Here is a 26,878-nt window from a genome sequence, read left to right as displayed (position 1 = left end):
CTATCCAGCGGGCGCGTCGTCGAGGTGCGCGTACGCCGCGAGGGCGGCGCGCGCCGTCTCGCGCACGTCGTCGGCGACCGACGCCGGCTCGACGGAGCGCACGTGCCGGGCGCGCGCCAGGAGCAGCTGGCGCAACCACACCGGGTTGGTGACGCGCAGGCGCACCTCGAACGCGCCGTCGGGCAGGTCACGCACGGACTCGACCGGCACCTGCTCGGCCACGGTCCGTGCCTGGCTCGCGAGCACGAGCGTCGCCAGCGGCGCGTCGCCCGACGGGGTGAAGTCGACGTCCGGGTCGACGTCGTGCGCCTCCACGGGGGTGTCGAGCTCGGCGGCGTCGAGGATCCGGTCGACGCGGAACGTGCGGCGCCCCTGCGCGCGGTGGCACCACGCGAGCAGGTAGGCGTGCTCGTCCTGGGTGTGCAGGCTCACGGGGTCGATCTCGCGGTCCGACGCCTCGTCGGCTGCGGTGACGTAGCGGATGCGCAGCCGGTGCCCGGCGGCGAGGGCGCTCGCGATCGTCGACACGACCTGCGGGTCGCCCTCGGGCGCGAGCCGCACGTCGAGCGCCGCGGCGGCCTCGCCCGTGGCGTCGGTGAGCTTCGTCAGGACGGACTCGACGACGCGCGCCCGCTCCGGGTCGGCCTGCACCGCACCGGTCTCGCGCATCGCCCGCAGCGCCGCGACGAGTGCCACGGCCTCGCGTGTGCCCAGCCGCAGCGGCCGGGTCATGCCGCGCGCTTCCGTGAGGCGCACGACGCCGCGCTCGATCGAGTCGGCGTCGAAGTCGATGAGGTCGTCGGGCCAGTACCCGGGCGTGCCCGACACCCACAGCGCGTCGACGTCCTCGAGCACCTGGCGCTCGCTGACGCCGAAGTGCCGGGCGAGCTCGCCCACGGGCACCGGGCCTGCGCCGTCGAGGTAGGCGACGATGCCCAGCAGGCGCACCAGCCGGTCGTCCGCGCGCTCAGCCACGGTGCCCCTCCCCCGCGTCGTCGCTCGTCCCGCCGGTCGACCCACCGAGCCCGGCGGCCTCCTGCAGCCGGCGCACGACGACGTCGCGCAGCTCCGGCGGTTCCAGCACCAGCACCGCGTCCCCGTAGCCCACGACCTCGTCGGCCAGTGCGGTGCGCACGTCGAACGGCACCTCCAGGACGTCGCGCCCCGGCCCGGGTGCGCCGGCGCCGGGGATCGACCCGACGACCTTGCCGCGTGCCCGCAGCGCGGCCGCGCGCTCCGGCACGACGGCGAGCCGCGCCACCCCGCCCGCGCCCCGCCCGCCGAGGAAGGCGTCCACGTCCACCTGCTCGGGGACGTCGAACGCGTCGCGCGGTCCGGTCGCCCGCACCCGGCCCTCGACCCGGCTCAGGCGGTAGGACCGCGGGGCGTCCCGGTCGACGTCGAACCCGACGAGGTACCAGCCGCCGCGCCGCGCCGCGATCCGCCACGGCTGCACGCGGCGGGGCCGCACCTCGCCCGTGCTCGCCGCGCGATACGTGAACGACACCGCCCGGCGCTGCGAGATCGCGTCCAGCAGGGTCGTGTACGCGTCGCCCACGGCCCGCACGCGCGGCACGAGGCCCGCGACGGCGTCCATCGCCGTCTCCCCCGCACCGGCGGCGCGCAGCTTCGTCAGCGCGCGCGAGATGTCCGTGCGCAGCGACTTGTCCTGCCAGAACTGCGCCGCCAGGGCCAGGACCCCCAGCTCCGCGGGCGTGAGGTCCACCGCGGGCAGCGCGTACGCGTCCTGGTCGATGCGGTACCCCACCTCGTCGGCGTGCCCGCCCGCGTCGACCGTGACGATCGGGATGCCCAGGTCCCGCAGCGTGTCCTTGTCCCGCTCGAACATGCGCTCGAACGCGTCCGGCGACGGCGCGTCCCCGTACCCCGCGACGCTCGTGCGGATCTGCTGCTTCGTCATCGACGCGTTCGTGTTCACCAGCGCGATGACGAGGTTCAGCAGTCTGGCGGCAGGGTTCGACGGCGCGCCCGGCGCGGGCGGTGCCGCGTCGGGCGAGGACCAGGGTGTGCGGGGCTCGGGCATCGGGCACCACGCTACTGGTCGATAGGGTGAGCGACGTGATCACGTGGCGAACCGGGACCGTGGTGTCGCGCGGACGGGCCTGGCCCGGCGCGCAGGAGCTCACCGTCGAGCTCCACGACCCCCTCCCCGGGGGTGACGACACACCCCGCACGACCGTCCGCGCCCTCGCCTACACCGACCTCGTCGGCACCCCCCGCGACGGGGACGGCCTCCTCCTCAACGTCTCCGCCCTCGCGCGCGGCCTCGGCACCGGCGGGTACGCCCTCGTCGTCGGGCCCGCCGCCCCCGGCACCCCCGTGCCGCCCGACCCCGCCCACGGGCCAGGCCACCTCGTCAAGGCCCGGTACACGCCCCTGCAGGCCCTCGTCCTCGGCGTGGACGAGCAGGAGTCCCCCCACCACGACACCCTGCGCGACGCCGACGACCTCGACGCGACCCCCGTCGTCGTCGCCGACCTGCACTCCGCGTTGCCCGCGATCGTCGCCGGCGCCCGGCACGCCGCGGCGCTCGCGGGCCGCCCGGCCCCCCGCATCGCGTACGTCATGACCGACGGCGGCGCCCTGCCCGCCGCGTTCTCCCGCACCGTCGCGACCCTGCGCGAGACCGGCTGGCTCGACGCCTGCGTCACCGTGGGCCAGGCGTTCGGCGGCGACCTCGAGGCCGTCACCGTCCACACCGGCCTCCTCGCCGCCCGTCACGTCGTCGGCGCCGACCTCGTCGTCGTCGCCCAGGGCCCCGGCAACCTCGGCACCGGCACCCGGTGGGGCTACTCCGGCGTCGCCGCCGGCGAGGCGCTCAACGCCACCACCGCCCTCGGCGGCCGCGCCGTCGCCTCCCTGCGCGTCTCCGGCGCCGACCCCCGCGACCGCCACCTCGGCGTCTCCCACCACTCCCTCACCGCCTACGGGCGCGTCGCGCTCATCGCGTGCGACGTCGTCGTGCCCGTCCCCGAGCCCGACGTCGAGGCCCTCCCCGGGTGGGGACCGCACCTCACCGCGCGCCTCACCGAGCAGGCCACCACCCTCACCGTGCCCACCGGGCGCCACCGCCGCGTCGACGTCACCGCCGACACCCCGCTGCTCGACGCGCTGCGCGACTCCCCCGTGCGCCTGTCCACCATGGGCCGCGGCCTCGACCAGGACCCCGCCGCGTTCCTCACCGCCGCCGTCTCCGGCGTCCACGCCGAGACCATCGCGCGGACATGACCGCACCGCACGGGGCGCCGACCACACCGCCCGGCACGACGCGGGCCACCCCACCTCGCCGGCCAGGCCCGCGACACGTCGCGCTCGTCGCCACGCTCGCCGCCGTCGTGCTCGCCGCCGCCGCGACCGGCACACCCTGGAGCTGGAACGTCCCCGGCTGGCTCTCCGCCCTCTCCGGAGCCCAGGAACCGCCCCCCGAACCTGTGCCCACGATGACCAACCCACCCGCCGAACCACCCCCGCCGGTGCCGTTGGACGAGGGCGGGTTCGGACTCGGCGACTACCTCCTCGCCGTCGCCGCGCTCGCCCTGCTCGTCGTCGCCCTCCTCGTCCTGCGCACCGTCCTCGCCCGCATCCGCCGCGGCGGCGCCCCCGACCCGCTCGTCACCGCCACCCCAGGGCACACCCTCCTCGGCACCCCCGAGGACGACGTCGTCCCCCACCTGCGCCACGGACTGGACGCCGCCGAGCAGCACCTCACCGCCACCGTCCCCCCACGCGACGCCGTCGTCGCCGCCTGGGTCGCCCTCGAAGACGCCGCGGCGCTCGCGGGCGCGCACCGCGACCCCGCGCAGACCCCCACCGAGTTCACCGTCGCCGTGCTCGACCGCACCCCCGCCGACCCCGGCGCCGTCGCCACGCTGCGCGGCCTCTACCACCGCGCCCGGTTCCGCGACGCGGACATCGACACCAGCGACGTCCAGACCGCCCGCGCGGCCCTGCGCCGCCTCGCCGACGACCTCGCGATCGACACCCCGACCGCGCCCACGACCGACAGCCCGCGCCAGGGGACCGACGCATGAACCACCTCCCCGCGATCCTGCGCCGCGCCGCGCTGCCCACGACGCTCGTCGTCCTCACCGGGGTCGCGCTCGTCGTCCTCGGCTCGTCCGCCGCGCACGCCCTCATGCTCGCCGCCGCCGCCCTCAGCGCCCTCCTGCTGTGGCACAGCGCCGAGTACACCGGAGACGGGACCTGGCCCCCGCTGCCCCCCACGCACCGCGACGGCGCACGACGCGACGTCTCCGACCTCGGCTGGGCCATCCTCGGCAGGGACGGACGCGTCACCGACCGCGCCGCACGACGTGTCCGCACCCTCGCCGACCACCAGCTCGCCCGCCACGGCCTGCACGGCGACCTCGCCGACCCCCACGTCGCCTCCCGCGCCGAGCCGCTCCTGGGGACCCCGACCGCCCACGGCCTCCACGACCACGCCACCCACTGCACGCTGCCCACCCCCCGCCAGCTCCAGACGTGGCTCGACGCCGTCGAACGACTCGCCACCACACCACCCCCCGACGAAGGGACACCCCGTTGACCTCCTGGACCGCCCGGCCCGACCACCGGAGCGTCACCGCCGACGTCTCACCCCTGACCGTCACCGAGGTCGCCGAGCACTCCCGACGCATCCTCGACGAGGTCGCCACCGCCGTCGTCGGCATGCGCGAGACCCTCACCCTCGCCCTCGCCACCGTCCTCGCCGGCGGCCACGTGCTCTTCGAGGACGTCCCCGGCCTCGGCAAGACCCTCGCCGCACGCAGCCTCGCCCGCGCCCTCGGCCTCGACTTCGCCCGGCTCCAGTGCACCCCCGACCTCCTGCCCTCCGACATCACCGGGTCCGCCGTCTACGACCCCGCGACCCGCACCTTCGACTTCCGCCCCGGGCCCGTCTTCACCGGCCTCTTCCTCGCCGACGAGATCAACCGCACCGCCCCCAAGACCCAGTCCGCCCTCCTCGAGGCCATGGCCGAGCGCCAGGTCACCGTCGACGGCACCACCCACCCCCTGCCCCGCCCCTTCCACGTCGTCGCCACCTCCAACCCCGTCGAGTACGAAGGCACCTACCCCCTCCCCGAGGCCCAGCTCGACCGCTTCATGGTCCGCCTCGCCGTCGGCTACCCCGCCCGCGACGAAGAACGCGAGGTCCTCACCCGCCGCGTCGCCCGCCGCCACGACGACCCCACCGTCACCCAGGTCGTCGACCACCGCACCGTCCTCGCCATGCAGGCCGGCATCGAGACCGTCGACATCGACCCCGACGTCCTCGGCTACTGCGTCGACCTCGCCGCAGCCACCCGCACCCACGACGCCCTCGAGGTCGGCGCCTCCCCCCGCGGCTCCCAGAACCTCGCCCTCCTCGCCCGCGCCGTCGCCGTCCTCGACGGCCGCGACTACGTCCTGCCCGAGGACGTCAAGCGCGTCGCCGTCCCCGTCCTCGCCCACCGCCTCACCCTCACCCCCGCCGCCTGGGCCGCCGACCGCCACCCCGAAGCCCTCGTGCGCTCCCTCCTCACCACCGTCCCCGGACCCACCACCGTCGCCGGCGGGCGCGGGTGAGCATCCCCGACCGCCCCGCCACCGCACCCGTGTGGCGCACCACGACGGCGCTCGCGGCCGGGACGTCCGTCGGTGTCGTCCTGCTCGCCGTCGGGCTCGTGGCGCGCCGCGCCGACGTCGCGCTCCTGGGGCTGCCCGCGCTGCTCAGCGCGACGTGGGGCCAGGCGCGCCGTCCCGAAGGCCTCGTGACGGTCGCCGTCGTGCCCGACCGCGACGCCGCCGCCGGGACGCTCGGCGCCCGGGTGCGGATCGTCTCCCCGCCCGGCGCGGAGACGGTCAGCGTCCGGGTCGTGGGGCCGGCGAACCTCACGGCCGAGCGCACCCTCGCCGTCGCCGGCACGCCGGAGCGGGAGATCACCGTGAGCACGCGCTCGGTCCGCACCGGGCCGCAGCCGTCGTACCGCGTGGATCACGCCGCCTACGGTCCCGAGGGGGTCGAGGAGCAGGTCCCGTCGACGACGGTCGGCCCGCCCCTGCTGGTCCTGCCGCGCCCGGTGACGCTCGGCCGGGCGCCGCTCGCCTCCCGCCTGCGCGGGCTCGCCGGTCCGCACACGTCACGCCGGCCCGGCGAAGGCACCGAGCTGCGCGACGTCGACGCGTTCCGGCCCGGCGACACCGCGCGCCGCGTCGACTGGCGCGCGACCGCGCGACGCTCCTCGGCGCTCGACACGCTGTACGTGCGCCGCACGTTCGGCACCGCGGAGGCCACCGTGGTGCTCGTGCTCGACTCGCGCGACGAGGTCGGCCCCGACCTCACCACGTGGGGCGGGGTGGGCCTCCGGCGTCCCGACGAGGCGACGTCGCTCGACCTCGCGCGCCACGCCGCGGCGTCCGTCGCGCAGGTGGTCCTTGACGCCGGCGACCGCGTCGCGCTCGACGACCTCGGCCAGCTCCGGCGACCCGTACGCCCCGGGGGCGGGCGTCGTCACCTGCGGCGCGTCCTGCACGGGCTCGCGCTGGCGCGCCCGGTCGGTGACCCGTCCACGCGGCTGCGCCCGCCGCAGGTCCCCGCCGGCGCGGCCGTCTACCTCTTCTCGACCCTGCTCGACGACGAGTCGCCGCGCCTCGCGCGGCAGTGGCACGACGCCGGGCACGTCGTCGTGGTCGTCGACACCCTCCCGCCCGTCGCGGTCGCCGACGCGGACCGCCGGGTCGTGCTCGCCTGGCAGATCACGCGACGGGAGCGCGAGGACCGCGTCGACGCCCTGCGCGCAGCCGGGGTCGACGTCGTGCGGTGGATGCCAGACACCCGGACGGACGCCGGCCGGACGGAGCCCGACGCCCGTGGCGCGCTCGAGATGGCTGCCCGCCGGCACGAACGTCGTCTGGCGCGCGCCCCGCGAGCCGGTCGCGGCGGTGCGCGATGACCGGGGTCCGTGCCACGCGAGACGCCTCGGAGGCGATGGCGTCGCCCCACGTCGACGTCGAGACCGGCGCGACCGTCAGCGGGCTCGTGCTACGCGTCGCGCTCCTGCTCGTCGCCGCCGCGTACACGGGGACCGCGCTGCAGCCCGTCGTCGGGGACCCCGCCCTCCGGTGGAGCGTCGCCGTCCTCCTCGGAGCGGTCATCGCAGGGCTCTGTCGGCCGCCCGTCCCGCACGTCCTCGTCGTCGTCGGCGGGCTCGCGCTCGCGGGCGGCCCCGGCCCGTTCGATCCCGTCGTCCTCGCGCTCCTGCCGCTGGCGCACCTCGTGCTCCGCCTGTCGTGGTGGTGCGCACACGTGCCGGTGACAGCCGCCGTCGAGATGCGCGCGCTCCTGCCGGACGCGCGCCGCTTCGTCGTGATCCAGGTGGCGCTCCAGCTCGTCGGCCTCGTGCTCCTGCTCGTCGCCGGGGCGTCCGCCGTGCCGGTCGGTGTCGCGCTCGGCGGGCTGGCCCTCCTCGGCCTGACGGTGCTCGTCCTGCCGCGGGACTGACGCTCGACCTGCGTGTCACGCGGTACCGCACCAGGATGGGCGGGACGGAACCGTCCATCCGTCCGCCGCCGTCGGCGGCGTGCGAACCGACCCGAGGAGGCGCCCCATGGCCGCTCAGAAGGACCTGCCGAAGTACACCGTCCCGTCTCTCACGCCGGAGGAGGGTGGGAAGATCGCGGCGATCCTCCAGGAGCGCCTGCACGCTCTCAACGACCTCCAGCTCACGCTCAAGCACATCCACTGGAACGTCGTCGGGCCGCACTTCATCGCGGTCCACGAGATGATCGACCCGCAGGTCGACGCCGTCCGTGCGATGGTCGACGCGATCGCGGAGCGCATCGCGACCCTCGGCGTCTCGCCCCAGGGCACGCCCGGTGCCCTCGTCGCCGCGCGGACGTGGGACGACTACTCCCTCGGCCGAGACTCGACGATCGCCCACCTCGGTGCGCTCGACGAGGTGTACGTCGGCGTCATCACCGCGCACCGCGAGGCGGCGACGGCGACCGAGGGGCTCGACGACGTGACCAACGACCTGCTCATCGGTCACCTGCACGAGCTCGAGCTGTTCCACTGGTTCGTCCGCGCTCACCTCGAGTCGACCGGCGGCGACCTGTCCACGGCGGGCGCCCGGACCGAGGTCGGCGCGGCGGCGAAGGCCAAGAAGGGTGCCGGCAGCAAGGCGAAGCACTGACCGTCCGACAGCCGAAGGGCGCGCCTCCCCCAGCGGGAGGCGCGCCCTTCGCGCGCGCCTGGTGGTCGGTGCCGTCGGGTGAGTTCTTCGCCGTGGTGATGTGGGTTGAGATTGCGCTTGGCACACTATTTATATCGATAGTCGGACTACGGTGATCTCATGCCGGCCACCGAACCACCCGTCCGCCAGCTCCGCCTCGTCATCGCGGCGGAGGACTACGACGCCGCGCTCGCCTTCTACCGCGACGTGCTAGGCCTCCCCCAACGCGTCGCCTACGCCGACGTCGAGGACGAGCGGGTCGCCATCCTCGACGCCGGCCACGCGACCCTGGAGATCGCGAACCCGGCGCACAAGCGCGCGATCGACGATCTCGAGGTCGGGCGGCAGGTCGCGGGGCACCTGCGCGTGGCGTTCGAGGTCGTCGACACCGCGGCGACCACCGAGCGTCTCGTCGACGCCGGAGCGGAGCTCGTCGCTCCCCCGACCCGCACGCCGTGGAACTCCCTCAACTCACGGCTCGACGCCCCCGCCGGGCTCCACGTGACGCTCTTCCAGGAGCTCGGCGGCGAGGAGGGCGTCCCGCCCGGCGTCCGCGCCGAGGCCAGGACCGACGAGCGTCCCGTCGGGCGTGACGGGGCCTGACGCCTCGACCCACGCTCGACGGACCTGCTCGAACCGCGTCGGAAGCGGAGCCCGCACACCGCCGTACCGCGCGTTCGTCCGGTGCACGAAGCGGCGCCACGAGAGCACGAGGCCCTGCTTCGTGATGGGCAGCCCGCTCGAGATCGTCACGCCGTTGTCGTGCGTGTGGTGGACGGTGAGGAGCAGCGCGCGGGGCACGGAGCCCTCGAGCTCCGCCGCGAGCTCCTCGCGCACCGCCATCCAGCGGCGCAGCACGACGCTGACGCTCGCGCTGAGCACGTGCTCACGGACCGTACGGTGCTTGCCGTGCGTGAGCACGACCCTCCCCTCCCCCGCGCGCGCACCCACGGGACCCAGGTCGATCGCGTCGGCGGTGCAGCGCAGCAGGTCGGAGTAGCGCGCGCCGGTCGCCCGGGTCAGCCCCGTGATGACCGCGAGGCGTACGGTCTCCGGCTTGGCCGCCTCGACCATCGCCTCCGTCGCCAGGAGACGCCACACCCACTCCGCCTCCGCGAGCGAGACGGTCGGACGCGGATACCGGCCTGTCGGCGTGGCGGTCGAGATGGCGCGTGGTCGAGGCTCGGTGTCGCCTGCGGCGCGCGGATTCATGAAGCGAGATTAGACGCTTGGCACACTTTTTAGGACGGAACGACACGCGCGGCCGGAGGCGCTGGCACGTGCGCACGTCACCGCCGGCTCGACCCTCCGCTCTTTGCATACCTATGCGCGATGGCGCATACTCTTCTCCATGTCCAAGGTCCTCACCTCCCTGCCCGTCGGCGAGCGCGTCGGCATCGCGTTCTCCGGCGGTCTCGACACGTCCGTCGCCGTCGCCTGGATGCGCGACAAGGGCGCCGTGCCCTGCACCTACACCGCCGACATCGGCCAGTACGACGAGCCGGACATCGCCTCCGTCCCGGGGCGCGCGACGGCCTACGGCGCCGAGGTGGCGCGACTGGTCGACTGCCGCGCGGCCCTGGTCGAGGAAGGGCTCGCCGCGCTCGCCACCGGCGCGTTCCACATCCGCTCGGGCGGACGCTCGTACTTCAACACCACTCCCCTGGGCCGCGCCGTCACCGGGACGCTCCTCGTCCGGGCGATGCACGAGGACGACGTGCAGATCTGGGGCGACGGCTCGACGTTCAAGGGCAACGACATCGAGCGCTTCTACCGCTACGGACTGCTCGCGAACCCGCACCTGCGCATCTACAAGCCGTGGCTCGACGCCGACTTCGTCACCGAGCTCGGCGGGCGCACCGAGATGTCGCAGTGGCTGCTCGCGCACGACCTCCCGTACCGCGACAGCACCGAGAAGGCGTACTCGACCGACGCCAACATCTGGGGCGCGACCCACGAGGCGAAGACGCTCGAGCACCTCGACACCGGCGTCGAGACCGTCGAGCCGATCATGGGCGTGCGCTTCTGGGACCCCGAGGTCGAGATCGCCACGGAGGACGTGACGATCGGCTTCCACGAGGGCCGCCCCGTGACGATCGACGGCCAGGAGTTCGACACCCCCGTCGACCTGGTGATGGCGGCGAACGCCATCGGCGGGCGCCACGGTCTCGGCATGTCCGACCAGATCGAGAACCGGATCATCGAGGCCAAGAGCCGCGGGATCTACGAGGCGCCGGGCATGGCGCTCCTGCACGCCGCGTACGAGCGCCTCGTCAACGCGATCCACAACGAGGACACCGTCGCGCAGTACCACAACGAGGGCCGGCGCCTCGGTCGCCTCATGTACGAGGGCCGCTGGCTCGACCCGCAGGCGCTCATGATCCGCGAGTCCCTGCAGCGCTGGGTCAGCACGGCGGTCACGGGCCAGGTCACCCTGCGGCTGCGTCGCGGCGAGGACTACTCGGTGATGGACACGTCGGGACCCGCGTTCAGCTACCACCCGGACAAGCTCTCGATGGAGCGCACCGAGGACTCGGCGTTCGGGCCGATGGACCGCATCGGCCAGCTCACCATGCGCAACCTCGACATCGCCGACTCGCGCGCCAAGCTCGAGCAGTACGCCCAGCTGGGCATCGTCGGGAGCGCGCACGCGACGCTCGTCGGCGCGGACCAGGGGCAGACCGCGCTCATCGGCGCGATGGCCGAGGGCGGCGCCGAGGTCATCGCGTCGCGCGGCACGGTGGACGCCGACGACGAGCTGCTCGACCGTGCCGCCATGGAGAGCGGCACCGACTGACCGTGCCGCGCGGGCTCGGCCCTGCTGGGCCCGCGCGGCGACGGCGGTAGGGTCGGCGGGTGGTGACGAGCACGAGCGCCGGCGGGCTGCCGGGCACGATCGCCCTCCCCGTCGACCACGGGCTCGTCGTCAAGAGGTCCCGGTTCCTCGCCCACCTCGCGCCGGTGGCGAGCGTCGCGGCGGCGGACGCGGTCGTCGCGCGCGTGCGCAAGGAGCACTGGGACGCACGGCACCACTGCGTCGCGCTCGTCGTCGGACCGCACGCGGACCGGCAACGCTCCACCGACGACGGCGAGCCCTCCGGCACGGCCGGCGTCCCCATGCTCGAGGTGCTGCGGCACCGCGGGCTCACGGACGTCGTCGCGGTGGTCACGCGCTACTTCGGCGGTGTGCTGCTCGGCGCGGGCGGTCTCGTGCGCGCCTACTCGTCGGCGGTGAGCGAGGCGCTGGACGTCGCGCGCGTCGTCCGTCGCGCCGTGCGCACCGTCGTCACCGTGGACGTCCCTCACGCCGCGGCCGGTCGCCTGCACGGCGTGCTGCAGGACTGGGCGGGTATGCACGACGCCGTTCTCGCGGATGTGGCGTACGAGCTGGTCGCGCGCTTCACGCTGCTCGTCGCACCCGCCGACCTCGCCCGGTTCGACGCCGACCTCGCAGCGGCGACGGCAGGCACCCTGACCGCCACGCGCGGCGCGAACCGCGTCGTCGACCTCCCTGGCTGAACATGTCAGGGCCACAGGTCACCCCGGTGATCCGTGGCCCTGACACACGGGGCCGCCGCGCGGCGTGTGTCAGGGCGACAGGTCACCGGGGTGACCCCTCGCCCTGACACCCGTCAGTCGCTCACACCGTCCGGGCCCACGACCGCGCCGTCGGGCACGCGGGACGCCCCGCCCACGTCGTCGAGCCGGGCGTCGTCGACCACGGTCACTCCCCCGCCGAACGACCAGTCCCCGCGGACGGTGAGCGAACGGGCCCCCCGCAGCGACGGCGTGCCGTCGTCGAAGCGCGCGTCGAACCCCGCGATGGTCTTGAAGTGCGCCGCGTCGAGGTCGACGAGCGGCGCGTCGGTCCGTGCGACAAAGCGGTAGGCGTCGTCGAGGTCGTAGACGTCCGAACGCAGCACGAGGAGATCGTTCGTCGTCTTGACCGGGAGGAACCGGTCCCGGCCGACCTCGATCGCGACCGCGCCGTCGAACACCTCGACGGCGGCGCCCATCGCCGACTCGATCTGGATCACCTCGGGCGACGACGCGTCCGTCGGGTCGACCGTCTTGGTATTGCGGATGAGCGGCAGCTCGAGCACCCCGCCGGTCCGCTCGAGCTCGCCCGCGAGCGCCTCGAGGTCGAACCAGAGGTTGTTGGTGTTGAAGTAGCGGTGGCGGGTGATGTCGGCGGCGGCGTCCGCGTCGGCGTCGGGGGTCTGGGCGGTCTCGCGCAGGACGATGCGGCCGTCGGTGCGGCGCACGACGAGGTGGCCGCCCTTGCGGTCTGCGGGGGTGCGGCGGGCGACCTCGGCGGCGAAGGGCGCGCCGGAGGCGGCGAACCAGCCGGCCATGGCGGCGTCGGGCGCGGCGCCGAGGTTGTCGGAGTTGGAGACGCTGGCGTACCGGTAGCCGGCGTCCAGGAGGGCCTGGAGCGCGCCGGAGGCGTAGAGGGCGGTGTAGAGGTCACCGTGGCCGGGCGGGCACCACTCGAGCTCGGGGTCGGCGGGCCAGTCGACCGGCGTGAGGTCGGCGGCGAGGAGCTTGGGCTCGCGGTTCTGGAGGAAGTCGAGCGGGAGCCCGTCGACGGCGAGGTCGCTGTGGGGGGTGAGCGCGGCGAGGGTGTCGGCCTGGGTGCGGAAGCTGTTCATGAGGAGCAGCGGGAGGGTGGCGCCGGTGGCGTGCCGGGCGGCGCGGACCTGGGCGACGATGACGTCGAGGAAGGTGAGGGGTCCGGCCTCCGTGCCCTGGTGCGGGTCGGCATCGCGGACGGTGAGGAGCGACTTGGCGCGGTCCATGCCCATGGAGGTGCCGAGGCCGCCGTTGAGCTTGATGATCGCGGTGCGCTCGAGCGCGGCGCGGGCGTCGTCGGCGGGGACGTCGATCGCGTCGCGGTGGGCGACGTCGGCGAGGGGCTCGACGTCCGCCTCGGCGACCATCCCGGTCTCCCCGGACTCGAGGAGGCGGTAGAAGCGCGTGAAGACGTCGACGGCGGCGGGGGCGACCCCGGCGTCGCGCATGCGCTGCTGTGACTGCTCGAGACCGGGGGCGTCCGTCGGGCTGCTCATGTCCCGATGCTAGGGGCGGGGGCTCGGTCCCGGCTCGGGCGAGCGGGTGAGACGCGGGTCACATGCCTACCGTGGGGTGATGGACGACGCCTCGGTGGCCGGAGCGGCCGACTGGTTGGGCTCGTGGTTCTGGGCGGGTGACGACGACGTCGCGCGCGAGGTGCTGCAGCGCGGGACGGCGGCGGTCCTCGTCGTCGCGTTCTGGGCGGTCGTGCGGCAGTGGCGGCCGCTGCTGGGCGCGCACGGGCTGACGCCGGCGGTGCGGGTGCTCGACCGGACGCGGTGGCGGGACGCTCCGAGCGTGCTGCGGTGGCGGTGCGCGGACGGGTTCGTGGTGGGCCTGGGCTGGGGTGGCGTCGCCGTGGCCGCCCTGCTCGTGGTGGGCGTCCCGCAGCGCGGGCCGTGGTGGGTCACAGCCCTCGCGTTCCTCCTCCTGTGGCTGGCCTACCTGTCGGTGGTGAACGCCGGGGGCCGGTTCTACGGGTTCGGGTGGGAGTCGCTGCTGTGCGAGGTGACGTTCCTCGTCGCGTGGCTGGGCTCGTCGGGCGAGCACGTGGCGCCTCCCCTGTTGGTGATCCTCCTGGCGACCTGGTGCCTGTTCCGCGTCGAGCTCGGTGCGGGCCTGATCAAGATCCGTGGCGACCGGGCATGGCGCGACCTCACGGCGCTGGACTACCACCACGAGACGCAGCCGCTGCCCGGTCCCTTCTCCTGGCACGCGCACCACGCGCCGCGGTGGTGGCACCGGGTGGAGGTCGCGGGGAACCACGTGACGCAGCTCGTCGTGCCGTTCCTGTTCTTCGCCCCGCAGCCGGTGGCGTCGTGGGCGGGCGCAGTGGTCGTGCTCACGCAGCTGTGGCTCGTGGTGACGGGGAACTTCGCGTGGCTGAACTGGCTGACGGTCGTGCTGGGGCTGTCGCTCGTGAGCGACGGATCGTGGGCGGCCGTGGACGGCTGGCTGGGCATCGGGCCGGCGCCGTCGCCGTCGCCCGGGAGCGTGCCCGACGGCGCGGGCGGCCTCGGCGGTCCGGTCGCCCTCGTCGTGGTGGTCGTCGCGGTGAGCGCACTGCTGCTCGTGCTCAGCTACCGCCCGGCGCGCAACCTCGTGGCGCGGCGCCAGCTCATGAACGCGAGCTTCGACCCGCTGCGCCTGGTCAACGCCTACGGGGCGTTCGGGTCGGTGACGCGGCGGCGCGACGAGGTCGTGCTGGAGGGGACGACGGCACGCTCCCCCGGGCCGGACGACTGGGTCGAGTACGCGTTCCGCGGCAAGCCGGGCGACGTGCGCCGTCGTCCGCCGCAGGTCGCTCCGTACCACCTGCGGCTCGACTGGCAGATGTGGTTCCTCGCGCTCGGCTCGCCGGACGTGCGGTGGTTCGAGGCGCTGCTCCTGCGGCTCCTCGAGGGTGACGCGGCGACGCTGCGCCTGCTGCGCGGAGACCCGTTCGCCGGCGACCCGTCCGGGCCGACGCCGCGCTGGGTCCGCGCGCGGCTCTTCCGGTACCGGTTCTCGACGCGCGAGGAGCGCCGGCGCACGGGCGCGTGGTGGGTGCGGCGCGAGCTCGCGGTCCTGGTCGACCCGGTGGACCTCGCCCGGATGCGACGCCTCCTCGGCCCAGGCGCCTAGCTTCCCGCTGCCCGAGATCGGCACGACGACCCGAGATCGGCACTCCGGCGTCAGATCGGCACTCCGGAGGACCGATCTCGCGACGATCTGCCGATCTCGCGGCGGCAGAGGCGCCGCCTGCCGCTCACTCGAAGCGCGAAGGGTCCCCCGCGCCGACGCGCACGACCTCGGGCACGCCGTCGGACACGTCCACGACCGTGGTGGGCGCGCTGCCGCGCTCGCCCCCGTCGACCACGGCGTCGATCACGTGGTCGAGCTCCTCCTTGATCGCCCACCCGTCGGTGAGCGCCTCGTCCGACCCCGGGAGGATGAGGGAGCTCGACAGGATGGGCTCGCCGAGCGCCGCGACGATCGCCTGGGCGACGGTGTCGTCCGGGATGCGGACGCCCACGGTCCGCTTCTTCGGGTGCGCGAGCCGGCGCGGCACCTCCGACGTCGCCCGCATGATGAACGTGTACGGGCCCGGGGTGGCGGCCTTGATCGCGCGGAACGCGGAGTTGTCGACCATGACGAAGTGCCCGAGCTGCGCGAAGTCCGCGCACACGAGCGTGAAGTGGTGCTTGTCGTCGAGGTCGCGGATGCGGCGGATGCGCTCCGTGCCCTCGCGGTCGTCCATGCGGCACCCGAGCGCGTAGCCGGAGTCGGTCGGGTAGGCGACGAGGCCGCCGTCGCCGAGCAGCGCGACGACCTGCGCGATCACGCGCGGCTGCGGGTTGTCCGGGTGCACGTCGAGGTAGCGGGCCATGCGTCCGAGCCTAGGCGGGGACCGTCGCGAGCACACGGCGCAGCTCGGCCGGGCTCGCGTTCCCACCCGTGCACACGACGCCCACGCGGCGGCCGGCGAACCGGTCCGGGTCGGCGAGGACCGCGGCGAGCCCCGCCGCCCCGGCGGTCTCGGCGACCGTGCGCGCGCCCGTGAGGAAGAGGCCGGCCGCGCGGTCGAGCGCGTCGTCGTCCACGAGGACGAAGTCGTCGAGGGCGGCGCGCAGGATCTCCTGCGTGAGCGCGAACCCGCAGCCGGTCGCGAGGCCCTCGGCGCGGCTCGCGTTCGGCCCGGTGCGCAGCGTGCCGGACCGCCACGAGTCGTGGGCCGCCGGCGACGCGGACGACTGCACCGCGACCACCTCGAGGTCGGGCGCGAGCGCGCGGGCGACCAGGCACGCGGCCGCCGCGCCGCTGCCCCCGCCCACCGGGACGACGAGCACGTCGAGGTCCGGCGTCTGCTCCAGCAGCTCGAGGTACGCCGTCGCGACCCCGGCCACGAGCAGCGGCTCGTTCGCGGCGCTGACCAGACGCGCTCCGATCTCCCCCGCGAGCGCCGTGGCGTGCTCGCGGGCGTCGTCGAACGTGGCGCCGTGCAGCACGAGGCGCGCGCCGAGCGCGCGCACGGCGTGCGCCTTGGTGGGGTTCGGGTCCGTGGGCATGACGATCGTGCACGGCGTGCCGGTGGCACGGGCGGCGTGGGCCACGGCCTGGGCGTGGTTGCCCGTGGAGAACGCGACGACGCCGCGAGCGCGCTCCTCGGGGGTGGTACGCAGGAGGAGGTTGAGGGCTCCGCGGACCTTGAACGCCCCGGTGGGCTGGAGGTTCTCGTGCTTGACGACGACGCGGGCGCCGGTCGCGGTGTCGAGGGGCTCGTAGGTGCGCACGGGAGTGGGCTCGAGGTGGGCGGCGAGGGTGCGTCGCGCGTCGAGGACGTCGCGCATCGTCGGCGCGACGAGGCCGGGCGCCGGGGTCGTGGCAGTCATGTGTCCACGGTGGACCGGTTCGACGCATAGGTCTAATGCCGACCCTCTGGGTTGTGATCGATCTCGTCGATGAATCGTCGTAGGGTCGCCGCATGGACCTGACGAGGTTGCGCGTGCTGGCCGCGGTGGCGCGCGAGGGGTCGGTGACCGGTGCTGCGCGCGCGCTGCACTACGCGCAGCCGTCGGTGAGTCACCACCTGTCCCGTCTCGAGGCGGAGGTCGGGGTGCCGCTCGTGGAGCGCGTCGGGCGGGGCATCCGCCTGACGGACGCCGGGCGCCTCCTCGCGGCGCGTGCCGAGGAGATCCTGGGTCGCGTCGGCGCGGCGCGCGAGGAGGTCGAGGCGCTCGCCGGGCTCGCGGCCGGTCGGGTCCGGCTCGCGGCGTTCCCGTCGGCGCTCGCGACGCTCGTGCCCGACGTCGTCGCGCGCCTCGCGGGGGACCACCCCGGTCTGGTCGTGGGCCTGGTGGAGGCCGAGCCGCCCGAGGCCCTGGCGGCGCTGCGCCGCGGCACGGTCGACGTGGCGCTGGTGTTCGAGCACGACCGCTCGCCCGCGGACCTGGACGGACTGGTGTCGGTGCCGGTGCTCGAGGAGGAGCTGTCGGTCGTGACGTCCAGGGTGGCGCCGGCGGGCGGCGGCGGGCACGCGCGGCGGGGTGACGACGGCGGTGCGAGCGGGACCCCGGACGCCGGCGGGACGAGCGGGACCCCGGACGCCGGCGGGACGAGCGGGACCCCGGACGCCGGCGGGACGAGCGGGACCCCGGACGCCGGCGGGACGAGCGGGACCCCGGATGCAGGTGGTGGGAGCGGGCCCCTGCTCGGCGACGCCCCCGTGCCGTCCGACCTGGCGCGGTTCGCGGACGCGCCGTGGATCGCCGGGTGCGAGCGGTGCCGGGCCGACCTCGTGGGCCGGTGCGAGCGCGCTGGTTTCACGCCGCGGATCGCGTTCGAGACGGACGACTACGTCGCGGTCCAGTCGCTCGTCGCGGCGGGCGTGGGGGTCTCGGTGCTCCCGGCGCTCGCGCTGCGCGCGCACCGCGACCCACGCGTCGTGACGCACACGCTGCCCGGCGCCGCGCGGCGCGTGCTGGCGGTCACGTACGGCGACCGCCCGCCGCCGGGGGCGCACGCCGTCGTCCGCGGGCTCGTGGCCGCGTCGGCGCCCCGACGACCACGGGATCGCGCCCCGTCGAGCACGGGGTCGTCCCCCGGACCCTGAGAGGGTCCGGGTGGGCGTCGCGAGATAGCGACGTGCCGCGCAGGGGGCGTCCGAGAGCTGCTGCGGGTCGCTATCTCGGCTGGTGGTCGCTATCTCGGCGACGGGCGTGGGTGCGCGCAACGGCTACGGCACGGCGCGGCGCTCAGGTGGCGACCGCGACCTCTGGCGCCGCGAGGACGAGCAGCACGACGCACGCCGCCGCCGTCGCCATGGAGAGGGCGAACGGCGCCCGGGACGACGGTCGGACGGCACCCACCACCCCGGCCGTGATCGCGGTGCTTAGGGCGACGGCGCCGCCCGCCCACGCCGCGGCGTCGGGCGGGCCGGACGGTGCCTGGACCACGACGGCGACGGCCGTGCCCAGCAGGACGGGCGCGAGGACGCTCGCCACGCGCCGGCCGAGCCGGTGCGGCAGGCCGCGCACCCCCGTGGCGGCGTCGTCCTCGAGGTCGGGCAGCGTGTTCGCGACGTGCGCGCCGGTGCCGAGCAGCGCTGCAGCCACGAGCGCCCATGGTGCCGGGACGGCGTCCCCGGGCGCCGCGAGGACGACGAACACGGCGAGGAGCGCGAACGAGACCGCGTACGGCACCCAGGACCAGGCCGTCGCCTTGAGGCCGGCGTTGTACGCCCACGCTCCCCCGACCGCCACGAGATGCACGAGACCGGGCACGATCCCGGTCGCGAGGGACAGCACGACGCAGGCGCCGAGCGCCACGAGCGCGGCGGCGCGCAGCCCCGCCGGCGTGACGAGCCCCGCGACGACGGGCTTGCCGACGCGGCCCACCGCGAGGTCGCGGGGCGCGTCGATCCAGTCGTTCGACCAGCCGACGGAGAGCTGCCCGCAGAGCACCGCGGCGGTGACGAGCGCCGTCGTCCCCGGCCCGGAGCCGATGCCGAGCGACAGGGCGCACGCGAGCGCGGTGACGAGCGCGGCGGGAGCGGCGTGCGCGGCGACGACGAGACCGCGCGGCGAGACCGCCCGCACGCGGGTGCCCGTGCGGGCGCCGCCCGGCGGGGTCGGGTGCGCCATGCGGGAACGCTAGCAGCGGGCGGTCCGACCCGACCCTCGGGTCCGGTGCCCGCCCCGGACCGCGCTCGCCGCGCGAACCCGCGACCCCGGTGGGACGATGCGGACATGTCGCGCGTCGCCGCGGTATGGACCGCGCTGCCGGACCGCCGCCACACCCAGTCCGAGATCTCCGACGTCATCGCCCCGCTCCTGACGGACGACCCCGTCCGTGCCGCGGTGGCGCGACGTCTCCACGCCCACGCGGGCGTCGACACCCGCCACCTCGCGCTGCCGCTGGACGCGTACGCAGGGCTGCGCACGTTCGGGGCGTCGAACGACGCTTTCCTCGGCGTCGCCACGGACCTGGCGGCCGAGGCCGCGGCCCGTGCGCTCGAGGAGGCCGGGCTGACGGCGCACGAGGTGGACCACGTGGTGATGACGTCGGTCACGGGCATCGGCGCGCCGTCGGTGGACGTGCTCGTCGCCGAGCGCCTGGGGCTGCGCAGCGACGTGCGCCGCACGCCGTCGTTCGGGTGGGGGTGCGCGGGCGGGGCGGCCGGTCTCGCGCGCACGGACGACCTGCTGCGCGGGCGCCCGCGCGACGTCGCCCTCCTGATCGCCGTCGAGCTGTGCTCGCTGACGCTGCAGCACGGCGACGACTCCACGGCGAACCTCGCGGCCTCCGGCCTGTTCGGCGACGGCGCGGCGGCGGTCGTGCTGGTCGGGGACGAGCACCCGCTGGCGCGTCCGCGGCTCGCCGCCGGGTACGCCCACCGGGAGTCGGACGCGCACCGCACCGCCCGCGTCGTCGACTCCCGCTCGACGCTGCACGCCGGCACGACCGGCGACCTCGGGTGGCGCGTGCGCGACACGGGGTTCCAGGTGGTGCTGTCCGCGCGCCTGCCCGAGCTCGTCGGGGCCCACCTCCTCGGGGACGTCAAGGCGCTGCTCGTCGAGCACGACCTGGAGCCCTCGCAGGTGCCGACGTGGATCGTGCACGCCGGCGGGCCCCGCATCCTCGACGCGGTGCGCGACACGCTCGGCCTCGACGAGCAGGACCTGCGGCACAGCCGGGCGAGCCTGCGCGAGGCGGGCAACCTGTCGTCCGCGTCGGTGCTGCACGTGCTCGACGCGACGCTCGCGGCCTCCACCGCGCCGGCGGGGTCCCCCGCCGTCCTCGTCGCGTTCGGCCCCGGGGTGAGCACCGAGCTCGTGCTGCTGCGCCTCGACGGCCCGCCGCGCTCGGGACCCGTCCGGGCGCGTGCCGCGGGGGCGGCCGCCGGAGCGACCCGGTGAGCCTCACGTGGTACGTCGCGCTCGTCGGCGCCACGGCCCTGGAGCGGCTCGTGGAGCTCGTCGTCTCCGCGCGCAACGCCCGCTGGTCGTTCGCGCGCGGCGGCTTCGAGACGGGCCGGGGGCACTTCCCCGCGATGGTCGCGCTGCACACCGGGCTCCTCGTCGCGTGCGTCGCCGAGGCGTGGCTCGCCGACCGCCCGTTCCTGCCCTGGCTCGGCTGGCCGATGCTGGCGCTCGTCCTCGCGAGCCAAGGGCTGCGCTGGTGGTGCATCGCGACGCTCGGACCGCGGTGGAACACGCGGGTCATCGTCGTCCCGGGACTCCCGCTCGTGGACCGCGGGCCCTACCGGTGGCTGCGCCACCCGAACTACGTCGCCGTCGTCGTCGAGGGCTTCGCGCTGCCGCTCGTGCACACGTCCTGGGTGACCGTCGTCGTGTTCACCGTGCTCAACGCCGTGCTGCTCGCGCGGTTCCGCATCCCGGCCGAGGAGCGCGCCCTCGCCCTGCTGCCCCAGGCGACCGCCGGACAGGGCCCGGCCCGCTCGTGACCGCACGCGTCGACGTGCTCGTCGTCGGTGGCGGCCCCGTCGGGCTCGCGGCGGCCGTGCACGCGCGTCGCGCAGGTCTGGACGTCCTCGTCGTGGACCGCCGCGGCGCAGCCGTCGACGGCACGCTCGACAAGGCGTGCGGCGAAGGGCTGCTCCCCGGCGCGCTCGCCGCCGTGCGGGCGCTCGACGTGGACCCGCCCGGGCACCTGCTCACCGGGATCAGCTACCGGGGCGTGGACCGCCGGGGCCGCGTCCGCCACGCCGACCACCTGTTCGCCGCCGGTCCCGGGCGCGGGGTGCGCCGTACGGCGCTGCACGCCGCCCTGCACGCGCGCGCCGTCGCGCTCGGCGCCGTGGTGCGGCACGCGACGGTGCGCGACCTGCACCAGGACGACGACGGCGTCGACGTCACGCTCGCCGGTCCGGGGTCGGGCCCCACGGACGGGCCCGAGCAGGTCCGCGCCCGGTACGTCCTCGGATGCGACGGCCTGCACTCGACCGTGCGTCGCCTCGCCGGCCTCGAGGGCACCCCCTACCGCGCCGGCGCCGATCGATACGGGCTGCGCACCCACTACCGTGTCGCGCCCTGGTCCGACCTCGTCGAGGTGCACTGGGCCGCGCACCAGGAGGCCTACGTCACGCCCGTCGGCCCCGACCTCGTCGGCGTCGCGGTCCTCGGCCCCCGCGCCGGCGACGGGCACCAGGACGCCTCGCACGCCGGGCCCGCGCCTCGCCTCGCCCCGTTCGGCGAGCTCGCGGAGCGCCTGGGCGACGCGGAGGTCGTGGGGCGCGTCCTCGGGGCCGGGCCGCTGCGCCGTCGGGCCCGACGCCGCACGGCTGGCCGGGTGCGACTCGTCGGGGACGCGTCGGGCTACGTCGACGCCCTGACGGGAGAAGGGGTGCGTGTGGGTCTCGCCCAGGCGGAGGCGGCAGTCGGGCACCTGGACGACGCCGCGGCGTACGAGCGGGCGTGGGTGCGGGCCACGCGGGACTACCGCGTGCTGACGACCGGCCTGCTCGCCTGGGCCGCGAGCCCCGTGCGCGGGGCGATCGTCCCCGCCGCGAGCGCCGCCCCGTGGCTGTACGCCGCGGTCGTGGAGCGCCTGGCGCGCTGAGCCGCCCCGGGTGCGTGCGCCCGCACACGCTCGCAGGCTGGACGGATGACGTCATTCCACCTGGACCCCCGCACGTCCGACCCTCGCCCCGGACCACGAGCGGCCCCGGGCGCCGAACCGGGCGCCCCGTCCGAGCGGCCGGTCGCCCTCGTGACCGGCTCGGAGTCCGGGATCGGCCGCGCGACCGCCGTCGCGCTCGCCGAGGCGGGGTTCGACCTCGCCCTCACCTGGTACGCCGAGGAGCACGACCCGCAGCGCACGGAGCGCGAGGTGCGCGACGCCGGGGCGCGGACGGTCCTGCGCCGGCTCGACGTCACGGACCTGGACGGCATCGCCCCGGCGCTCGACGAGATCGTGGGCGAGACCGGCCGCCTGGACGCGCTCGTCAACGTCGCGGGGACGGGCACGTCGACGCTGCTCCTCGACCTGGACCTCGCGACGTGGCACCGCGTGATCCGCACCGACCTCGACGGCCCGTTCGTCCTGCTGCAGGCGGCGGCACGGCACATGATCGCGGGCGGGCGCGGCGGGCGGGTCGTCAACGTCACGAGCGTGCACGAGCACGCGCCGCGCGTCGGGTCCGCGCCGTACTGCGCGGCGAAGGGCGGTCTGGGCCTGCTGACGCAGGTCGCCGCGCTCGAGCTCGCCGAGCACGGCATCACCGTGAACTCCGTCGCGCCCGGCGAGATCGCGACGCCCATGACGGGTCAGGAGGACGAGGACCCGCACACCACGCATCGTCCCGGCGTGCCGCTCGGCCGGCCCGGAGACGCCCGGGAGGTCGCGGCCGTCGTCGCGTTCCTGTGCGGGCCGTCGGCCTCGTACGTGACCGGGGCGTCGTGGGCCGTCGACGGCGGCATGCTCACCATGGGCCCGATGGCCGGATCGCACCTGGAGTCCGACGACTGGCGCCGCCCCTGACCCGCCCCGAGCCGTCGCACGACGACGCGGCCCCGGCGCCCTTACCAGACCGCCCCGACGCGGCCACGCCGGCCGCCTGCACACGACACGCACCGACCCGTCCGAGGAGACCACCCATGACGCACAGCACCCCGGCCGACCCCGACCCCACGGACTCGACCGGCCGCTCCCCCGCCGCGGACTTCTCCGCGAGCGGTGACGTGCAGCCCGGCGAGACCCCGCCCGCCGAGGACCAGGTGAGCGCGCCGCAGGGCCACGAGGAGCACGGACCGCACCGCGCGGTGCCGTGGGTCTGGATCGGCGTGATCGGCGGTGTCGCCGTGCTGACCGCGCTGTTCTTCGTCGGCTACGCCGCGGGTCTGCTCGGCTGACAGGCCTTCCGTCGCCGTAGCCGTCCCCGGTGCGCGTGGGTGACGGCCGCTATCGTCCCGGCGTGCCCACCCTGCGACTGCGCGTCCTGCCCGACCGGTTCGTCCTCGCCCACGACCCCGGGGCGGCGTTCCCCGAGGACGACGAGTGGGTCGCGCTCGTTCGCGCAGCGGAAGGGCTGACGGTGCTGCGGCACGCGTCCCCGTGGGGCGGCGACGGCGAGCGCTGGGCCGGGTTCTACGCCGAGCCCCACGGGCTCGACGTCCCGGGCGTGCTCTCGTCCGTCGTCGGTCCGCTCGCCGACGCGTCGGTCCCGGTGTTCGTGGCCTCGACCTTCCACGCGGATCTCGTGCTCGTGCCGCAGGACCGCCTCGAGACTGCGGTCGACGCGCTGCGCGACGCCGGGCACGCCGTCGCGCAGCCCTGACGCCGGCCGCCCGTCGTCACCGCACCGCCGGTCACCGCACCGCCGGTCACAGCACCGCCGGTCACAGCTCCGCCGGTCGTGCTCGGCGGTCACCGCTCCGCGAGCGCCGTCGCGCGGTCCCGCGGTAGGAAGGCCAGGAGGGCGTCCTTGTCGCCCACCCGCACCGGCTCGCCGAGCTCGAAACCGAGAGCACGCATGCGGGCGTGCGCGCGGGCGTTCGCGACGTCCGGCTCGACGACGACGCGCCGCGCACCCGGGTCGGCGAACAGGAACTCGGCGAGCACGGTGCCTAGCACGGCCCACAGGTCGGTCCCCCGCGGGCCGCGACCGCCGAGGAAGAAGTGCACGCCCACGTCGCCGGGCAGCACGTCGTAGCACTCGCCGACCGGGTCGTGCTCGGGCTCGTACGTCTGCAGGAGGGCGACCGGCCGGTCGTCCCAGCGCACGAGGAACGCGTGGTGCGTGGGCAGCGACCCGACGTACGCGTACAGGTCCCGCAGCTCGAGCGGCGTGAGGTCGCCGAGCCCCCAGAAGCGCGCCCAGGAGCGCGTCACCCAGGAGTGCAGCACGTCGAGGTCGGCGTCGGGGTCGAGCACCCGGACCGTGAGGCGGCCTGCCCCGTGCACGTCCCGCTCCAGCAGCAGCTCGCCCGGCACGCCCGTGGGCAGGCGCCCGACGACGGCTCCTGACGCGGTCTCGGTGGTCGTGGTCATCGGGTCTCCTCGAGGTCGAGCAGGGTCCAGTCGGTGACGACCGGCACGGTCGTGGCGTCCGCCCACGCCGGGTGCTGGTCGGCGAAGTGCGGGGACCGGGGGTCGCCGCTCGCGCCGAACGGCACACCCCACCGGCTCGCGTCCCGGTCGGCGAGGTCCCACACCCACCGTGCGACCGAGCCGCGCACGCACACGTCCGTGACGCCCGGCGCGCTCACGGTGCAGCGGACGGTGTCGGTGTCCCCCGACAGCGGCAACGCCTCGATCCGCGGCACGTCGGCACCGGGCACGTCCAGCAGCACGTGAAGCCCGAGCACGTGATGCGTGTCGCCCCACGTCGTCGGCGGCCGCGAGGACGATCGGCCCTGCTCGGCCGCGCCTCTCGTGCCCGCGCCGTCCGCCATGTCCGCCACGTCCGCCACGTCCGCCACGTCCGCCACGTCCGCCACGTCCGCCACGTCCGCGAGAGCCGACCACGCCTCGGCCCGGCCGTCGATCCCGAGCCACGACGCGCCGAGCAGCGCCGGCAGGGCGTCCGCGACGCGCGCCGTGACGGACAGCCACGGCGCGAAGACCTCGTCGAGGCCGTGGGGTGCGTGCAGCGGGGCGAGCGCCGGGTGCGCGGCGATGCGCCGTGCCAACGCAGACCGCCACGCCGCGTAGAGGGCCGCGTCGGGACTGCCCGCGTCCATGTGCCGGTCCCACGCGAGGAGTCGCGCCGCAACGGTCTGCACCGTATCGGTCGGTGCCGCAGCACCAGTCCGCCCGTGCCCCGGGCTCTCCAGCCCGCCCGTACCCCTGACATCCCGGTCAGGCTGAGCACCCCTGTCACCCCGAACGACCTCGTCGCCCTGGACGACCCGGTCGCCCTGGACACCCCCGTCGCCCTGGACTACCTCGTCGCGCGCATGGCGTGGGTCGACGAGCCACGCGAGGAGCGCGTCGGCGCTGCCGAGCCGGGTGTCACCGTGCACGCGGCCCTGGTCGGTCGGCCCGAGCGGACCGTCGGCCGACTCCAGCAGAGCGCGGATCCGGCGCGCGCGGTGCGGCGGCGCGTAGGTGTGCCCGAGCCCGATCTCCGGCCGGACGGGTCGCTCGTTGGCGTCGACGGCGACGTCCTCGACCACCACGGGGCCGGGCAGGTCCGCCCACGGGCGGCACCGGGCGGCGTCGGACCACGCGTCCAGGGGCAGCACCCGGTCCCGCGGCGCACGCTGCGGCACGCGCCCCGCGGTGAGGCTCAGCACGACGTCCCGGTCGGCGGCGAGGACACGGTTGACGGGGTCGACCCACCTCGCGAACGCGTCGGCGACGTCGCGGGCCGAGCGGGCCCGCAGCAACCGCCGCCACGAGCCCACGCCGAGGTCGGCGTCCACCCGCGCGGCGAGGCGGACCGCGAACGTCCGTCGCGGCTCGTCCGGAGCTGTCACGTCTGGTCCGGTCGCGCCCGGACGGGGCTTCTCCCCGTCCGCGCCACCCACGTCCGCGCCACCCACATGCCGCTCGCCCGCGTCCGGCTCGCCCGCGTCCGGCTCGCCCGTCACCACCACGCCGCGCGCCGTCTCCCACGTCTCGACCCGGTGCTCCACCGGGCCGGCGGCCGCGCGGACCCGCACCGTCGCCGTGACCGTGTCGACCGGCTCGGGACCGTCTGGGCCTGATGCCTGCACGGCGCCGTCGGGCATGCGCCGCAGCCGTTCCGCGAAGACGTCGACGTGGTGCGCCATCGCGTTGGTGATGCCCCACGCCGCGTCTCCGGCATGCCCGAAGTGCAGCACGCCGGGCACCCCCGGGAACGCGAGCCCGACGACGTCGTACTCCGGGCAGGCGAGCCGCACCTGCTGGTAGACGCCGGGCAGCTCGAGCAGCCGGTGCGGGTCCCCGGCGAGCAGCGGCGCGCCGCTCGTCGTGCGCGACCCCGCGAGCGCCCAGGCGTTCGAGCCGGAGGAGGGACCGCCGTCGACGGCGAGCAGGTCCAGCACCCGGTCGACGGCGTCCGGGTCGCCGGGTGCCGCCGCGGCGACGGACCGGCCGAGCGTGCGGGCGACGTGGTCGCGCCACAGCACCTGCGGGAACCCGGAGAACAGCACGTGCGCGACGAGGAAGACGCCGAGGGGCGCCCACGCGGGCCACGGCTCGTGGGGCGGCAGATCGCCGCCGCCCGGCCACGACGGGTCGGCGAGCGCGTGCATCTCGGGCACGTCGCGCCCGCGCCCGAGCCCCTCGTTCACCCCGGCCGTGTACGCGTCGAGCCACGCGCGGTCGTCGTCCGCGAGCGCCGCGTGGACGCGGCGGGCGGTGTCGGCGAGCCGTACCCGGTGGGCGAACCGGTCCCACGCGAGACCTGCCTCGCCGAGGCGCTCGGCGAGGCGGCCCTCCGCGCGCCACCGGTCGACCTCGACCTGCCAGCCGCGGTCGAGCGCTGTCACGTAGCCCTGGCCGCGCGCGAGCGCGAGCTCGTCGCCGGCGCGCACGTGCGGCACGCCCCACGCGTCGCGGAAGACCTCGAACGTGCCGGCCGCGGGCCACGGGTCCGGCTCGCCGCCGACGTCGCGGGCGCGGTCGGGGTGGAGGCTCGGTGCCAT

At 75.8% G+C, this 26,878-nt stretch carries 26 protein-coding genes; 18 read left to right on the top strand and 8 right to left on the bottom strand.

What is annotated here, in order from left to right:
• Window positions 1–975, bottom strand: a complete 975-nt coding sequence (locus AC4H2G_RS15065; protein WP_494366550.1) for a helix-turn-helix transcriptional regulator — start codon at window positions 973–975, stop codon at window positions 1–3.
• Entirely contained in the window at window positions 968–2,044 is a 1,077-nt protein-coding gene (locus tag AC4H2G_RS15060; RefSeq protein ID WP_494366549.1) for a helix-turn-helix transcriptional regulator, read from the bottom strand. Before AC4H2G_RS15060 ends, AC4H2G_RS15065 begins: the two co-directional genes overlap by 8 nt.
• Window positions 2,045–2,079: 35 nt before the next feature.
• Between AC4H2G_RS15060 and AC4H2G_RS15055 the strand changes: the two genes are divergently transcribed.
• The 10 genes from AC4H2G_RS15055 (at window position 2,080) to AC4H2G_RS15010 (ending at window position 11,750) form a co-directional block, all read left to right on the top strand.
• Entirely contained in the window at window positions 2,080–3,249 is a 1,170-nt protein-coding gene (locus tag AC4H2G_RS15055) for a DUF3866 family protein (protein WP_494366548.1), read from the top strand.
• Window positions 3,246–4,052, top strand: a complete 807-nt coding sequence (locus AC4H2G_RS15050; RefSeq protein ID WP_494366547.1) for a DUF4129 domain-containing protein — start codon at window positions 3,246–3,248, stop codon at window positions 4,050–4,052. The genes AC4H2G_RS15055 and AC4H2G_RS15050 overlap by 4 nt, the downstream gene beginning before the upstream one ends.
• The gene (locus tag AC4H2G_RS15045) at window positions 4,049–4,567 is read left to right on the top strand and encodes a hypothetical protein (RefSeq protein ID WP_494366546.1); all 519 of its coding nucleotides are present in this window, start codon (window positions 4,049–4,051) and stop codon (window positions 4,565–4,567) included. Before AC4H2G_RS15050 ends, AC4H2G_RS15045 begins: the two co-directional genes overlap by 4 nt.
• On the top strand, window positions 4,564–5,586 hold the full coding sequence (locus AC4H2G_RS15040; RefSeq protein ID WP_494366545.1) for an AAA family ATPase: 1,023 nt from the start codon (window positions 4,564–4,566) through the stop codon (window positions 5,584–5,586). The genes AC4H2G_RS15045 and AC4H2G_RS15040 overlap by 4 nt, the downstream gene beginning before the upstream one ends.
• Entirely contained in the window at window positions 5,583–6,953 is a 1,371-nt protein-coding gene (locus AC4H2G_RS15035; protein ID WP_494366544.1) for a DUF58 domain-containing protein, read from the top strand. Before AC4H2G_RS15040 ends, AC4H2G_RS15035 begins: the two co-directional genes overlap by 4 nt.
• Window positions 6,950–7,501, top strand: coding sequence for a hypothetical protein (locus AC4H2G_RS15030; protein ID WP_494366543.1), 552 nt, complete (start codon window positions 6,950–6,952; stop codon window positions 7,499–7,501). The genes AC4H2G_RS15035 and AC4H2G_RS15030 overlap by 4 nt, the downstream gene beginning before the upstream one ends.
• Window positions 7,502–7,607: 106 nt before the next feature.
• On the top strand, window positions 7,608–8,192 hold the full coding sequence (locus AC4H2G_RS15025) for a Dps family protein (protein WP_494366542.1): 585 nt from the start codon (window positions 7,608–7,610) through the stop codon (window positions 8,190–8,192).
• A gap of 159 nt (window positions 8,193–8,351) precedes the next feature.
• Window positions 8,352–8,834: a VOC family protein gene (locus tag AC4H2G_RS15020; RefSeq protein WP_494366541.1), complete on the top strand. Its 483-nt coding sequence runs from the start codon at window positions 8,352–8,354 to the stop codon at window positions 8,832–8,834.
• Between the two features lie 748 nt (window positions 8,835–9,582).
• Window positions 9,583–11,028, top strand: a complete 1,446-nt coding sequence (argG, locus tag AC4H2G_RS15015; RefSeq protein ID WP_494366540.1) for an argininosuccinate synthase — start codon at window positions 9,583–9,585, stop codon at window positions 11,026–11,028.
• 62 nt (window positions 11,029–11,090) lie between these two features.
• On the top strand, window positions 11,091–11,750 hold the full coding sequence (locus tag AC4H2G_RS15010) for an IMPACT family protein (RefSeq protein ID WP_494366539.1): 660 nt from the start codon (window positions 11,091–11,093) through the stop codon (window positions 11,748–11,750).
• A gap of 113 nt (window positions 11,751–11,863) precedes the next feature.
• Here AC4H2G_RS15010 and AC4H2G_RS15005 read toward each other — a convergent pair whose 3' ends face one another.
• Entirely contained in the window at window positions 11,864–13,300 is a 1,437-nt protein-coding gene (locus AC4H2G_RS15005; protein ID WP_494366538.1) for a UTP--glucose-1-phosphate uridylyltransferase, read from the bottom strand.
• 79 nt (window positions 13,301–13,379) lie between these two features.
• Here AC4H2G_RS15005 and AC4H2G_RS15000 point away from each other — a divergent pair, with 79 nt between their 5' ends.
• Entirely contained in the window at window positions 13,380–14,927 is a 1,548-nt protein-coding gene (locus AC4H2G_RS15000; RefSeq protein ID WP_494366537.1) for a lipase maturation factor family protein, read from the top strand.
• A 124-nt stretch (window positions 14,928–15,051) separates the two neighbouring features.
• Here AC4H2G_RS15000 and AC4H2G_RS14995 read toward each other — a convergent pair whose 3' ends face one another.
• Both AC4H2G_RS14995 and AC4H2G_RS14990 read right to left on the bottom strand, forming a co-directional pair.
• Window positions 15,052–15,672: an L-threonylcarbamoyladenylate synthase gene (locus tag AC4H2G_RS14995; protein WP_494366536.1), complete on the bottom strand. Its 621-nt coding sequence runs from the start codon at window positions 15,670–15,672 to the stop codon at window positions 15,052–15,054.
• A 10-nt stretch (window positions 15,673–15,682) separates the two neighbouring features.
• Window positions 15,683–16,675, bottom strand: a complete 993-nt coding sequence (locus AC4H2G_RS14990) for a threonine ammonia-lyase (protein WP_494366535.1) — start codon at window positions 16,673–16,675, stop codon at window positions 15,683–15,685.
• 92 nt (window positions 16,676–16,767) lie between these two features.
• Here AC4H2G_RS14990 and AC4H2G_RS14985 point away from each other — a divergent pair, with 92 nt between their 5' ends.
• Complete coding sequence (locus tag AC4H2G_RS14985; protein WP_494366534.1) at window positions 16,768–17,895, top strand: LysR family transcriptional regulator; 1,128 nt, start codon at window positions 16,768–16,770, stop codon at window positions 17,893–17,895.
• Window positions 17,896–18,037: 142 nt separating this feature from the next.
• Here AC4H2G_RS14985 and AC4H2G_RS14980 read toward each other — a convergent pair whose 3' ends face one another.
• Window positions 18,038–18,925, bottom strand: coding sequence for a UbiA family prenyltransferase (locus AC4H2G_RS14980; protein WP_494366533.1), 888 nt, complete (start codon window positions 18,923–18,925; stop codon window positions 18,038–18,040).
• A 105-nt stretch (window positions 18,926–19,030) separates the two neighbouring features.
• Between AC4H2G_RS14980 and AC4H2G_RS14975 the strand changes: the two genes are divergently transcribed.
• The 6 genes from AC4H2G_RS14975 to AC4H2G_RS14950 all read left to right on the top strand — a co-directional run bounded on the left by AC4H2G_RS14975 (window position 19,031) and on the right by AC4H2G_RS14950 (window position 23,580).
• Complete coding sequence (locus AC4H2G_RS14975) at window positions 19,031–20,200, top strand: type III polyketide synthase (protein WP_494366532.1); 1,170 nt, start codon at window positions 19,031–19,033, stop codon at window positions 20,198–20,200.
• Window positions 20,197–20,748 (top strand): isoprenylcysteine carboxyl methyltransferase family protein, encoded by a 552-nt coding sequence (locus tag AC4H2G_RS14970; protein WP_494366531.1) that lies wholly within the window; start codon window positions 20,197–20,199, stop codon window positions 20,746–20,748. The genes AC4H2G_RS14975 and AC4H2G_RS14970 overlap by 4 nt, the downstream gene beginning before the upstream one ends.
• Window positions 20,745–21,863 carry an NAD(P)/FAD-dependent oxidoreductase gene (locus AC4H2G_RS14965; RefSeq protein ID WP_494366530.1) on the top strand — a complete coding sequence of 373 codons (1,119 nt, stop codon included), beginning with the start codon at window positions 20,745–20,747 and terminating at the stop codon, window positions 21,861–21,863. The genes AC4H2G_RS14970 and AC4H2G_RS14965 overlap by 4 nt, the downstream gene beginning before the upstream one ends.
• Window positions 21,864–21,908: 45 nt before the next feature.
• Window positions 21,909–22,784, top strand: a complete 876-nt coding sequence (locus AC4H2G_RS14960) for an SDR family oxidoreductase (RefSeq protein WP_494366529.1) — start codon at window positions 21,909–21,911, stop codon at window positions 22,782–22,784.
• 116 nt (window positions 22,785–22,900) lie between these two features.
• A complete protein-coding gene (locus AC4H2G_RS14955) occupies window positions 22,901–23,155 on the top strand; it encodes a DUF6480 family protein (RefSeq protein WP_435735943.1) in 255 nt (84 codons plus the stop codon).
• Window positions 23,156–23,217: 62 nt separating this feature from the next.
• Window positions 23,218–23,580, top strand: coding sequence for an ACT domain-containing protein (locus tag AC4H2G_RS14950; protein WP_494366528.1), 363 nt, complete (start codon window positions 23,218–23,220; stop codon window positions 23,578–23,580).
• Between the two features lie 89 nt (window positions 23,581–23,669).
• Here the strand turns inward: AC4H2G_RS14950 and AC4H2G_RS14945 are convergent, their stop codons facing one another.
• Window positions 23,670–24,293 carry a GNAT family N-acetyltransferase gene (locus AC4H2G_RS14945; protein WP_494366527.1) on the bottom strand — a complete coding sequence of 208 codons (624 nt, stop codon included), beginning with the start codon at window positions 24,291–24,293 and terminating at the stop codon, window positions 23,670–23,672.
• The gene (locus AC4H2G_RS14940) at window positions 24,290–26,878 is read right to left on the bottom strand and encodes a penicillin acylase family protein (protein ID WP_494366526.1); all 2,589 of its coding nucleotides are present in this window, start codon (window positions 26,876–26,878) and stop codon (window positions 24,290–24,292) included. The genes AC4H2G_RS14945 and AC4H2G_RS14940 overlap by 4 nt, the downstream gene beginning before the upstream one ends.

This window comes from Cellulosimicrobium sp. BMG9.23, assembly GCF_059159985.1.
This window is presented reverse-complemented; position numbering and strand designations above follow the sequence as displayed.